General features: G+C 37.0%; 11 protein-coding genes. 6 read left to right on the top strand and 5 right to left on the bottom strand.

Annotated features, from left to right (window positions below):
• Window positions 1-55 precede the first annotated feature (55 nt).
• The gene (locus tag B2X72_RS24945) at window positions 56-394 is read right to left on the bottom strand and encodes a cupin domain-containing protein (protein WP_286851968.1); all 339 of its coding nucleotides are present in this window, start codon (window positions 392-394) and stop codon (window positions 56-58) included.
• Between the two features lie 187 nt (window positions 395-581).
• Here B2X72_RS24945 and B2X72_RS24940 point away from each other — a divergent pair, with 187 nt between their 5' ends.
• On the top strand, window positions 582-2,522 hold the full coding sequence (locus tag B2X72_RS24940; RefSeq protein WP_286851966.1) for an IGHMBP2 family helicase: 1,941 nt from the start codon (window positions 582-584) through the stop codon (window positions 2,520-2,522).
• An 81-nt stretch (window positions 2,523-2,603) separates the two neighbouring features.
• On the opposite strand, the gene B2X72_RS24935 is transcribed toward B2X72_RS24940, so the two are convergent.
• Both B2X72_RS24935 and B2X72_RS24930 read right to left on the bottom strand, forming a co-directional pair.
• Window positions 2,604-4,124, bottom strand: coding sequence for an acyl-CoA dehydrogenase family protein (locus tag B2X72_RS24935; RefSeq protein WP_120334849.1), 1,521 nt, complete (start codon window positions 4,122-4,124; stop codon window positions 2,604-2,606).
• Window positions 4,125-4,298: 174 nt separating this feature from the next.
• Window positions 4,299-5,165, bottom strand: a complete 867-nt coding sequence (locus B2X72_RS24930) for a helix-turn-helix domain-containing protein (protein WP_172840662.1) — start codon at window positions 5,163-5,165, stop codon at window positions 4,299-4,301.
• 230 nt (window positions 5,166-5,395) lie between these two features.
• On the opposite strand from B2X72_RS24930, the gene B2X72_RS24925 reads away from it, so the two are divergent.
• Window positions 5,396-6,604 (top strand): exo-beta-N-acetylmuramidase NamZ family protein, encoded by a 1,209-nt coding sequence (locus B2X72_RS24925; RefSeq protein ID WP_145331303.1) that lies wholly within the window; start codon window positions 5,396-5,398, stop codon window positions 6,602-6,604.
• Between the two features lie 24 nt (window positions 6,605-6,628).
• The gene (locus B2X72_RS24920; protein WP_286851964.1) at window positions 6,629-7,882 is read left to right on the top strand and encodes a PQQ-binding-like beta-propeller repeat protein; all 1,254 of its coding nucleotides are present in this window, start codon (window positions 6,629-6,631) and stop codon (window positions 7,880-7,882) included.
• Window positions 7,883-7,915: 33 nt separating this feature from the next.
• Here B2X72_RS24920 and B2X72_RS24915 read toward each other — a convergent pair whose 3' ends face one another.
• A complete protein-coding gene (locus tag B2X72_RS24915) occupies window positions 7,916-8,266 on the bottom strand; it encodes a DUF2200 domain-containing protein (RefSeq protein ID WP_286851962.1) in 351 nt (116 codons plus the stop codon).
• Between the two features lie 190 nt (window positions 8,267-8,456).
• Here B2X72_RS24915 and B2X72_RS24910 point away from each other — a divergent pair, with 190 nt between their 5' ends.
• Together B2X72_RS24910 and B2X72_RS24905 are read left to right on the top strand one after the other, a co-directional pair.
• Entirely contained in the window at window positions 8,457-9,206 is a 750-nt protein-coding gene (locus tag B2X72_RS24910) for a ThiF family adenylyltransferase (RefSeq protein WP_075991812.1), read from the top strand.
• A gap of 118 nt (window positions 9,207-9,324) precedes the next feature.
• The gene (locus tag B2X72_RS24905; protein ID WP_075991813.1) at window positions 9,325-10,017 is read left to right on the top strand and encodes a hypothetical protein; all 693 of its coding nucleotides are present in this window, start codon (window positions 9,325-9,327) and stop codon (window positions 10,015-10,017) included.
• A 2-nt stretch (window positions 10,018-10,019) separates the two neighbouring features.
• Here B2X72_RS24905 and B2X72_RS24900 read toward each other — a convergent pair whose 3' ends face one another.
• On the bottom strand, window positions 10,020-10,781 hold the full coding sequence (locus B2X72_RS24900; protein ID WP_075991814.1) for a response regulator transcription factor: 762 nt from the start codon (window positions 10,779-10,781) through the stop codon (window positions 10,020-10,022).
• An 801-nt stretch (window positions 10,782-11,582) separates the two neighbouring features.
• On the opposite strand from B2X72_RS24900, the gene B2X72_RS24895 reads away from it, so the two are divergent.
• Window positions 11,583-12,016 (top strand): polysaccharide lyase family protein (locus B2X72_RS24895; protein ID WP_286851959.1); only part of this gene is annotated, 434 nt, incomplete at its 3' end.

Here is a 12,016-nt window from a genome sequence, read left to right as displayed (position 1 = left end):
ATTAACGTTAGAGCAAAATGATTATTATTTTTTCAAGACCTTATTAATACATTTTTTAGGTAGACTGAACAAAGTCTTCGCGATAAGGCGTGAACGAATCGATCAGTTCTCCTTCTTCAAGACATTCACATCCATGAATCAATTGTGAATAAATGATACAAGAGTCGCCTGCAGTTAGGATCCTTTCGACACCATCAATATGGTATCGGAATTTTCCCGCACTCACATAAGAAATCTGTGTGTGGGGGTGTTGATGAAGTGTACCGATGGCCCCTTTTTTAAAACGAACTTTCATGAGCATGAGTTCATCATTAAAAACGAGTATTTTTCGCATAACGCCTTCGCCCAGGTCTGTCCATTGCTGCTCGCTGTCGTGTAAGAATATTTCGCTCATCTAATTGTTGATTTATGGATGTTTTGATTGGAAAACGCTCTCTTTCCCAATTATAGTAAAAAAATACGAATTTACGGCCAGATCCATTGCTTCTTTTGAAGCATATCAATTTGCTTTATAAAATTTGACAAAAGATGGGATGAATTAAAAACCAAATGGTCCAAATACGTAAAAAAACAGTTATTTTGTGCTTGAGCAATATGTATATTACACGATGAATTATTTCGACGAGCTTATTACTTTATTACAAGAAGAGCAGCAATTTGATCGATTACAACATGAAAACTTGTTGTTGAAAAGTAGTTTGAATGAACGAAGAATGCAAGGTGTCACCTGGTTTCCGATTCAGATAACAGATACGGAGCTCGGAAGAGGAGACTATTTGTCCGTTAATTTAAATCGAACAAATCATTATGAGGTCGAACATAAGTTTCGCTTTGGTATGCCAGTTTGTCTGTTCTCAAATCACGATCCCGACCGAGATCGAATAGAGGGCATCATATCTTCGATCAATAGGGATGGGATGCGAATTTCATTTCGTGTCGATGAACTTCCAGAATGGAGCAGAAGAGGAAAGCTTGGTGTTGATTTGTTATTTGATGAGTATTCCTATCGGCAGATGTTCAATGCATTGGAGAAAGGAAAGGAATTGAGCCGTGATGCAAAGCAAGGTGGTTTTGTGAGAAGATTAATCGGTGAAGAGGTGATTCCAACTGAATCTATTGGAAAATTCTTTGAGCATCCCAACTTAAATACAGGGCAAAATAAAGCCATCCAACAGCTATTGGAAGCAAGTACTGTGGCTCTTTTGCATGGGCCGCCGGGGACAGGGAAAACAACAACATTGGTTCAGGCCGTGAGCGCATTGCTAAAACAATACAACAAGCAAGTATTGGTTGTTGCGCCGAGCAATACGGCCGTTGATCTGTTAACCGAACGTTTAGACGCTGCTGGAATTGCAGTAACAAGAATAGGAAACCCTGTTAAGGTTTCGGAACATCTTCAAGAGTTGACACTCGATGCAAAGATTGATCGACATCCCGCAAATAAGGATATTAAAACACTTCAAAAACAAGTGCGGACGTATACAGAGATGGCTCAAAAATATAAACGTAATTTTGGGAAGGCTGAGCGGGAGCAAAGAAAAGCATTGTTTGATGAGGCCCATCGAATCAGAAAAGATGTCGATAAGATTCAAGATTTTATCAGTGCAGATGTTTTGGATAAATCGCAGGTAATCACTGCAACTTTGGTTGGATCGAATCATGAGGTTATTCGCAATCGTAGCTATGAAACAGTCATTATTGATGAGGCCGCACAAGCATTGGAGCCTGCTTGCTGGATACCGATATTAAAGGCACATCGGCTTGTTTTGGCCGGTGATCACAATCAATTACCTCCAACAGTAAAATCTAGTAGGGTATCTCACCATGGCCTGAGCCATACATTATTCGAAAAATTGGTGGACCATAATCCGCAATTAGTTTCTTTGTTAGATGTGCAGTATCGCATGAATGAACAAATTATGGAATACCCGTCCGCAGCCTTGTATAATGGTTTGTTGAGAGCAGATAGTACAGTGGCACAGTGGAGCTTAGCAGTGGATACCGAACCGGTCTTATTTATCGATACAGCGGGAGCGGGGTTTGAAGAAACGGAAAGTGACGGCGCAATCTTCAATATTGGAGAAGCTCATTTTATTAAAGCCCATCTGAACGACCATATTGGGGCTTGGAAAGCTTCCTTGAGCCTAAATGAAAGCCTGAGCATCGGGGTGATTGCACCTTATCGAAAGCAGGCCACTTTATTGAAGGAGATATTGGATGGGGAAGAAGCGCTACGACCTTTTAACGACTTGATTAAAATACAGACAATAGACAGTTTTCAAGGACAGGAGAAGGATGTTATTTATATCAGTTTGACCAGAAGTAACGCTGAACAGCAGATTGGTTTTTTGTCTGATGTTCGCCGGATGAATGTGGCAATGACTAGGGCTAAGAAGAAATTGGTTGTTATTGGAGATAGTGCTACAATAGGTTCACATCCGTTTTACCGAGAATTTATTGCCTATACCGAGTCGATAGGGCACTATCATAGTGTGTGGGAATGGGATATTTCAGCAATATAAAGCAAGATGCCACTTCCTATGAAGTGGCATCTTGCTTTTATTGAAACTTACTGACTAGATTGATTCTGTAGTCACTCCTTATTAAGAAGTGAACTTCATCCAATCCGTGTTATCGTCATAGTTCATAAGTGGTTCGGCATTATTGTTATTTGATAATTGGCCTACCAACATATAAATATCCATGCTCACGTGTTGACGTGTTATTTCTGTCATCTTATCATTGAACCCGGCATTGTTAATTTGTAAAACATACTGAAAACAAATGACGCGGGCGATTATCTTTCCAAGGGTAACCAGTTCACGTTGTTTCGGCTGTAGCGGAAAGTCAAAATTTAAGATTGATGAGAAAAACGGTGCTGCAAATTCAGTTGAGCTATATTTTTTTAGGAAAGACAATAAGTTGCTTTCTTTGGTTTTGCGCATAAGTTTACCGATCGCTTCAGCAACTTGAGAATAAAGCATTTCATTTGACCCCTCAAAGATTTGAAAAGGTCTACTGTCTATGAGGCCACGACCGGCAACATGGTCTAACCTGTAGCCATTAGCACCGGATAATTGCACACATATTTGCGCGGCTTCATGCATTAAGTCTGTCACAAATGCTTTCACACTATTGGCATCTACACCATAGGCTGAAAGGTCATTATGGATAGAGCTGATCGAGACACTGTATGAACACATTGCAGAACACAAGGTAAATGCAGCCTGTATGCGCGACAACTGAAATTTAACAGAGTCTAATTCATTTAAACTAATACCTGCTACACGGCGTTCGGAACAATGTGTCATGGCCTCATCCAACATCCGCTTTATAAAACCCATCCCCATTCCTGGGAACTGTAATCTGCTGCGGTGGAGGGTATCTAACATCAATTTAATTCCTGTACTTTCCGGGTTTAGTTTGTGATCCGCGGGTACATTAATGTCGATGTTGTTCACACCATAAGGAATCGCATAGAGCCCAAGGCTATTGTATTTCTTTGTAACAACAATCTTTTGTTCTTCGACGGCATTTTCTGTGACAAAGAAATCTATATCCCGCACCAGTTCTCCATTTTCATTTTTCTTGCGTGCTGTCACGAGCCAAAAGTCTGCAGCTCCAGTAAGACCTTGCCAGTGTTTTTCACCTTTTATATAGTACTTATCGTCCTTTTGTTCGTAAGATGTTCGCATATTGAGTGCGTCACTGCCGTAAGCCTGTTCGGTAATCATTAATCCTCCCATTGCCTGGTTTTCCAAAAATTGATGGAATACCCGCTCTTGAAGTAAGGTGTTGCCGTATTTGGCAAAAGGTTCCAAAAATAGCGCAATATTAATCCCGAAGATTAGCGATAAAGATAGTGATTCATAAGAAGCAGCTGCCAGTACACCCAAACATTCTTTTACATGAAGTCCCCGGCCACCGTGGTGTTCTGGGATAGCAACCGACAAGGGTTGCATTTTCATGATCTCAGCTAAAAACTCAGGCGGTAGCCCACGCGTTAAACTGAGCGAGTTATAATCATACTCTTTATTAAATAAGCTTGATAGCCTAGTTTTAAAATCCGCAATAAACAAATCGAAATCTTGGGTTATATTGTTGTGTTCTGAAACCTTAAGCATCTTTAAATATGTAATTAAATGATGGAACAATGTAAATTGAAACATGAAGAAGAACTGCCGGTTGACCAAAAATTCTCTTTTGCTTCAATCACTTACACAAAAATAACTCCAATCAATTTGATTCTCTTGTGTACTTCAGTATAAAAGATAGGACAAATCGTGCATATTGAAAACCTAAGTTGCTCTGTTTCGATAAGAAGTAGGAGAAACGCCAACTATTTTTTTGAAAAGCCGCGAGAAATAAGAGGGATCAGAAAAATCCAATTCATAACAGATATCTGCAATGCTTTTAGTGGATTCAAACAATAGAAATTGACTGTGCATAATCAGCACTTCAAGAATGAGTTCCTTCGACGATTTTTTGAATACAGAAAATACGCACCGATTAAGGTAGTTTGTAGATACCGCGAGTTTATCCGCGTAGAATGAAATATTTTTTTGCTTTTTGAAGTTTTTGTGCACCAGCTGTTTGAACATCATAGCAATTTCCTGTCTCCGATTGAGCGCTAGGTTGGATGAAGATAGCTTGATAATTTTTAGAATTGCAGATTTTAATAAATTTTCAAATAGTTCTTTATAAGGTAATTCCGAAAGCAATTCATCATAAAGTAATCTGAAAAGCTCTTGAAGATCGCTGCTGTCTCGCGCCGTTAAGTTCAGTAAGGGTGAGATATTAAAGATATTCAAAATCTCCTGTTCCCGGAATATGGAAGTCATTGCATTGTCGTTTATTAAAACGCAATGGCCTTTCGCAGATTTATCGACCGACTTTATTGTTGAGATATTGCCGTAATTGCTGATAAGAATTGCTGGAGCTGTTACGACATATTCCTTAGCTCCAATTTGATGTTTAAAATAACCCTCAGTGATATGAACAAGCAGGTTATAGCCCAAGAAAATAGGTGGGGTAGGGAATTTAATATAAGGAGCGATTTCACTGAGCTGGAATATCTTGATCGGCGATTGCTGGTAGCGAAGATGCTCCAAACTACCTGTCATAAAACGATCTACAAATTCACCCGCATTTACCTGCTTTTCCATTATCAATTATTATTATAAAATTTAGTATGCCACAGCTTATGAATGTCATCTATTGTTTCATGTGCAAATCATGCTCCCAATAATATTCCAAAGGTAGCTGGATAAAACTTGTTTATCAATTTTAACAAATGATTTGCTAAAATAAAGCTTTATCCTTAGTTTAGTTTTTGCAATCAGATAAATAGCCTGATGCTCAGGGGCTATATTTTAATATTATAAACCAAATGAATATGAAACTAGTGCTCATTTCTATCTTGACTCTATTCCTGTTCAGAAATGTAACTGCACAGATCTCGTTGAATTATTGTAATGATCGTATACAAACTGGAGCAGAACAAACCGAGCGTTATCTTCCTTATTTAATGAATAAACGTATTGCAATATTGGGAAATCCATCTACGGTTATTAAAGGGAGACACCTTGTTGATAGTCTACTCGCGCGCGGGGTTCAGATTGTGAGAATTTTTGGACCTGAGCACGGATTTCGAGGCAATGCAAGTAATGGAACTGAAGTGGGGGACGAAATCGATCCGACAACCAAAATTCCTATTGTCTCTTTATACGGGAATAAGAAAAAGCCAACAGCGAAGGATCTAAAAGATATCGATCTGTTTATTTATGATGTGCAGGATATGGGGGTGAGATTTTATACCAACATTAATACCCTTCGGGATATTATGGAAGCTTGCGCAGAAAATGATAAGGAGCTCTTGATCTTAGACCGGCCCAATCCCAATGCCTATCTAATTGACGGTCCTATTTTGGAGGAAGAATATAAGTCGGGTATTGGGCAATTCCCTGTTCCTATTGCACATGGGATGACTACAGCTGAATTTGCCCAGATGATCAATGGAGAAGGTTGGATGAGTACTAAAAAGAAGTGTAAATTGAAGATTATTCCTGTAGCAGATTATGATCATAGTATGCTTTATAAGTTACCAGTCAATCCTTCGCCCAATTTAAATACGGAACAAAGCATACTCTTATATCCAAGTATCTGCCTCTTTGAAGGTGTGAAAGTGAATCATGGTAGAGGCACCGATTATCCCTTTGTTGTGATCGGTAGTCCAATCTATAAGGGTATATATGACTTTTCATTTGTTCCCGTCAGTAAAAAAGGGATGAGTGAATCGCCACTTTTTATGAATGAAGAATGTTATGGAATAGACCTGCGTAAATATGATCTGCAGCAGCTAGTAGATAGCAAAAAAATAAACCTATCCTGGATGATAGCGCTGTATCGGAATTCTCCGGAAAAAGACAAGTTTTTTGATCAATCATTTTCGAAACAGATTGGCAGTATCGAAAAGCTGGTGGGCGTGGGTTTATTTCGCAAGCAAATTGAAGCCGGTGTTTCGGAAGAAGAAATCCGAAAAAGCTGGGAGCCGGGCCTAAGTAATTATAGAAAGACTAGGGAAAAATACCTTATCTATCAATAATATAACCTGAATAAAAGTAAATCGATGTTTGGACTAAAATATGATTGGCGCCAAATTATTATCCTATTTATTGCAGTGGGATGTTTTTGTCAATTACGGGCGCAGCAGCTGGCTAAAGGCCTAGATCGCCAAAATTATACAGCACAATCCAACATTAGGTTAAATCCCGCGTTGAAATGGAAATTCAAAACAAAGGGAAGGTTGTTTTCTTCGCCCGTCGTTTGGAAGGATATCGTTTTTGTCGGGTCTTGCGACAGTAATCTTTACGCATTGAATAAAACGAGCGGTAATATACTTTGGAAGTATAAAACTACCGGTGAAATTCGGTCGACTGTTGCCATTGATGGCGGAACAGTGTATTTTTTAAGCACTGATGGCTACTTGTATGCCCTGGATGTCCAAACAGGTCGAAAATTATGGCAGTTTTCAACCGATGGTGAAAAGAGTTATGATGTATGGGACTATTTCCTCTCATCTCCTGCGGTTGCAGATGATGTAGTTTATTTTGGGTCTGGAGATCATCATGTTTATGCCGTAGATGCTAAATCGGGAAAACTTGTTTGGAAATTCCTGACTGGAGGTATTGTGCATGCAGCCCCAACGTTGACACAACAGCGTTTTTTCATTGGTAGTTTTGATGGTTATTTTTATTGTTTGAAAAAAGATGGTACCCTTCATTGGAAGTTTAAAACGCTTGGCGAACGTTATTTTCCAAAAGGCGAGATTCAGTTCCATGCAGCAGTCGCCGACAGTACAGTCTATTTTGGTGCTCGTGACTTTAATGTATATGCGCTTAATATCGAGAATGGAAGTGGTTTTTGGGTATATCATCAACCAGGGAGCTGGACGAGTGTTCCTAGTATTTTTGACGATAAGCTTGTCGTAACCATGTCGGATTCCTATAGTATACTTGTTTTAAATAGAATGGACGGTGTGAAAATAGTTGAACCTAAAGTGCCCTTAAACACATTTAGCAGTGCCACTATCATAGGTAATGAGGCTTTTTTTGGAACGCTGGATGGTGTAATTTATAGATTGGATATAAAAAACGGAGAAGTTGTGCCTGTTTTTCAAACGGAGTCGAGTAAAAAGAACAGGCCGTTGTTTATAAATGATGAAAATGTGCTCCGCGCTGATCTGCAACAAAAATATGAGGATGATATTACAAGACTATTTGCAGACTACCTGCAGATGGGAAGTATCTTTTCAACAATTTGGATTGATGAAAATCGGCTTTATTTTAGTTCGGCTGATGGTGCCATCTATGCATTGGAATAGTAAGTACGCGCTATTTACAAATCGTAGCAGGGCTTACTTTCTCAAAATTTTTTCCATGGATCTACCTTTGGCCAGTTCATCAATTAATTTATCGAGATAACGAACCTTCTGAACCAGCTGATCTTCAATATCCTCAATGCGATAGCCACAGATTACACCAGAGATCTTTGAAACATTCGGGTTTAAGCAAGGTGCTTCTTTAAAGAAATGTTCAAAGTCAATTTTATCGTCAATCGTTTGCTGTAACGATATGGGGTTATAGCCGGTAAGCCAGAAAATGATTTCGTCGACCTCTTCTTTTGTGCGTCCTTTTCTTTCGGCCTTTTGTATATAAAGCGGGTATACACCAGCAAATGACATGCGATATATTCTTGTATTATACATTTTTACACGTTGATTTTATTAAAGGTATTCATTTTGAATGAAAATAGAAACAAAGGATAGTTGGCTAAATTAAGCATGATCATTGCTAATTGCTGCTACGTAACTATAAAATTTACTTAGCAATTTCTTTAATAATAATATAAATTATAATTCTATCTTTATGTGATACAAAATTATTGAAAGATTATATATGGATTTGAGGTATATTCGAAATAACATACATATTAAAGAAGAGGATCAACAACGTATCAAAGACTTTCCTGTGCTGATAGGAGGGTGTGGAATAGGTAGTTACATTGCAGAGTGCTTATTGCGTATGGGTTTCGAAAATTTGACAATTGCCGATGGAGATGTTGTCGAATTGACAAATCTAAACAGACAAAATTACACAAGCAAGGATATTGGTATTAAGAAAGTATTTGCTTTGCAGGAACGTTTAAATTCAATTAACCCGCAAGCCAAAATAACCGTGTTTTCTGAATTTATTAACAAAGATAATCTATATAATATCGATATTAACCATAAGGTTGCCATTAATGCGTTGGATTTTTCTTCTGATATTCCTTTTGTTTTTGACCAGTATATGGCGAAAAGAAATATACCGGTAGTACATCCTTATAATTTGGGCTGGGCAGGATTTTTAACAGTTCTTCCACCTGAAGGTCTTAATTTACATTCACTGGAAAAGGCTCACAAGACATTTGAATTAAATGTCGGTAAATTTATTGTAGAAAGTTTAAAAACAAAGGGAATAGAAACGAAATGGTTTGAGGAATTTTTGGTAGAATATGGTAAAATAGCGCTGAAGTCTTCTCCTCCGCAGTTATCATTAGGTCTGTATTTATTATCGGGAATGGTTAGTCATATCGTATTTAATTTAGCGACATCTAAACCTGTAAAATTCTTTCCAGATTCCTATTATTTATCAATGATTAGTTGAACTTAATATAATTGAAAAAAACATTCGTTCCATTACACTTTTGTGTAGTAAATTTGTCTATGTGGGAATTTAAACGAAAAGTCTTTATTTTTATAATTGCATATCGAATAACATTTGCATGAACTGGACGCCTGAAAATTATTATTTTACCAAGCTTAATAAAAACGAACTTCCTGAACTTATTCATTTTTATTTAGTAACGACTCAGCAGCATTACAAACTGGATAGTTATTCCGAAGAGGAATATGCGTTTGACTTTGAGTCATTGATAGGAGAGGATCAGATTTTTTTTGATCGTTCCATTTATTATGTGCTTCGAAGTAAGCTTGATGACTGTATTCAGGCATCCATTAGAATTACATTTTGGGATAAGGAAACGAGTTTGCCGATTCAGAAATTATTTGATATCGAGACAGAAAGTTTGTTAATTCCGCATGTAAAGAATTTTTGGCACATTGGGCGTTTCGTAATTTCTGGAAAGATAATAGGTAATCGGATCAATATTCTGAAAAAGATGCTTTTTGACGCATTTTATGGCCCTTATAGCCTTGGTAGCGGACTAGTCATTGCGGAATGTGATCGAAAGGTGGTAAATACGCTTCGAAAATTAGAAATAGAATCTTTTGAACTTGGTGATCCAATTATCTACCTCTATTCTGAGACATTACCGATCTATATTAAATCAGAATGGCTGGACACTTTTATTGAGAAAAATAAATATTCCCAATTTAGTATGGGAAACCAGGTCGATATTCAAAAATTTGTTGAGATGTCTAAACTAATGCTGTTATGTGCAAAAAATAGTGAATAACATTAGAAAAGAGATAGTTCAATTGCTAATGCTGTAGCTTCTGTAATGCTTTTAACTTTCAGTTTTGAAAATATTTGTTTTTTATGAAATTTTACTGTATCAATTGATACATAAAGTCGATCTGCTATTTGATCCATAGTAAGACCCTGTGCGGAAAAAAGAAGAATATCCTTTTCACGGGGTTTCAATTTAATGCGAGGAGTTTCTACCCAAATATCTTTATCCAAATCATATTCAAACTGTTTCCCATCCTCATCAGATTTAAATCTAATGTTTCCCGAGTTTGCATGTGAAGATATAGAAACCAAGCAGAGCGCGATCCAGGGGTTAGAAAATTTATCCAGGAGCAGAGGTTTTAGTTTATGGTTTACTAATAGTGGTTTATTTCCAGGTTGTTTTAAATGAAAATCGTAAGATATCGAGAATTTTAAGCGATCTTCGGCATCCAAATCTCCAAAAAAGTCAAAACCAACGTCGTTGATCTTTTTTAGTAAATGTAAATCGCTCTCAGGGACATTATTCACATAGTGGTAATAGCCTTCCCGCATGACTTCCGCAGGAGTGCTTCCACACAAAAAGATTGGGTTATCAGAAACAAATAAAAAGCTTTTCTTTGAATAGTCAATTAAATATATACTCTGGTAGGTTAACCTGCTTAAGGATTTGGCAAAATTTATAAAGGCTTCGACAATCTCATAATCATCTTTGCTAAAGTCGTCTTTAACTTGTACCGGCTTGAAAAAATCTTCAATCTTAATTTTCATAGTGTAAATTACAAAGATGATCCGCAATCGCTTTTGAATACCACGTAAAATCGATGTTGTCCTGGCGTGCAAGTTACAAAAATAAGGGCATAATCTCAATTTATACGCTAGTAATAGGCTTTTTTACGTTCCTATCCTTACTTTGTAATCATCGTCAACGTTAATAGTTGAACTTGTTTAAAATATTAAATCTCTATCCAGCAATGAAATAAGTTTCTACACAAATGTGTAGAATATTGTTTATGATGATAATACAAAAGATAATACTCTTATCTTTAAGGTCTCAAAGCAAATAATTGTATAAATATAACTTATTAGATCCAAATAGCCAATAGTAATTATTGCTTTGCTTGAGTTTTGACAAAGTTTTAATCCTAGAATAATGAACTCTAGGTAAATTATTGCCATGTGCACCCTTCTATTAAGCTTTTTTATCATAAATAATCTGTAGAAACACTTTTCTAAGTAAAGACAATTTTTCCCCGAAAACTAGGAAACAGGATCGATATGGCGCAAACTACAAATTGACCTAACTTTCCTATCCAAGAATCAAAACCTTTCATTTTCCCAGCTTGTGTCAATTAGATTCAGTTCATTTTTTTTCTTTCAGTATGTATATACATTTTAATTTTATTCATTTGATATTTGTTTTTTTTGTAGTAATATTGTGCTTAAAGTTTTGCTTTTAAACGTTTTTGTAGATTATTAATGTATGTACAATGTGATGTATTTTGTGAATTGTTTCGTGCATTTTATGAGGAAAGCAACTGATGTAATTAAAAATTATAAAATCTGATACTTATGAAATTACGTTTCTCACTTTCTTTTGCCGCCGGTCTGTTGTTCATGTGTGCTCAGTCTGTTGTTGGCCAGGAGCACACAATATGGCAATTGGGAAATTCAGACGGTTCAAGCAGCGAATTTGCCTTGTCCCCGAATGGATATAAGAAATTTTTGGAACATGATTTTGGTTATGAAGACAATGCGTTTATCATAGGTCAATCTTCTTTAACAAGGGATTTACCCTATGTATTGCCCGGTCCGGCCAATGAATGGGGCGGGACTGGAGGAACTTCTGGTCTGAGAACACATTTTTTGAATTTATACTATGTGTTAAACAATAGTATAAAAAATGGTCAGTGTACACTTCAGGTTAAATTGGCCAATAGTGATCCAAAAAATGAACCTACACTACAGATCGTAATCAATGGTAAGCCCTATAATTTTGAGGTGGA

The sequence above is a fragment of the Sphingobacterium sp. UBA7253 genome, from assembly GCF_002472745.1.
GTDB classification, from domain to species: Bacteria; Bacteroidota; Bacteroidia; order Sphingobacteriales; family Sphingobacteriaceae; genus Sphingobacterium; species Sphingobacterium siyangense.
Note: the sequence above shows the minus strand (reverse complement) of the source record. Positions and strands in the feature narration are given on the sequence as shown.

Bases quoted from the DNA above. Each gene is read 5' to 3' on its own strand.
- B2X72_RS24945 (WP_286851968.1), bottom strand. From the start codon at position 394: ATGAGCGAAATATTCTTACACGACAGCGAGCAGCAATGGACAGACCTG.
- B2X72_RS24910 (WP_075991812.1), top strand. From the start codon at position 8,457: ATGGATTTGAGGTATATTCGAAATAACATACATATTAAAGAAGAGGAT.
- B2X72_RS24920 (WP_286851964.1), top strand. From the start codon at position 6,629: ATGTTTGGACTAAAATATGATTGGCGCCAAATTATTATCCTATTTATT.
- B2X72_RS24905 (WP_075991813.1), top strand. From the start codon at position 9,325: ATGAACTGGACGCCTGAAAATTATTATTTTACCAAGCTTAATAAAAAC.
- B2X72_RS24935 (WP_120334849.1), bottom strand. From the start codon at position 4,124: ATGCTTAAGGTTTCAGAACACAACAATATAACCCAAGATTTCGATTTG.
- B2X72_RS24930 (WP_172840662.1), bottom strand. From the start codon at position 5,165: ATGGAAAAGCAGGTAAATGCGGGTGAATTTGTAGATCGTTTTATGACA.
- B2X72_RS24900 (WP_075991814.1), bottom strand. From the start codon at position 10,781: ATGAAAATTAAGATTGAAGATTTTTTCAAGCCGGTACAAGTTAAAGAC.
- B2X72_RS24925 (WP_145331303.1), top strand. From the start codon at position 5,396: ATGAAACTAGTGCTCATTTCTATCTTGACTCTATTCCTGTTCAGAAAT.
- B2X72_RS24915 (WP_286851962.1), bottom strand. From the start codon at position 8,266: ATGTATAATACAAGAATATATCGCATGTCATTTGCTGGTGTATACCCG.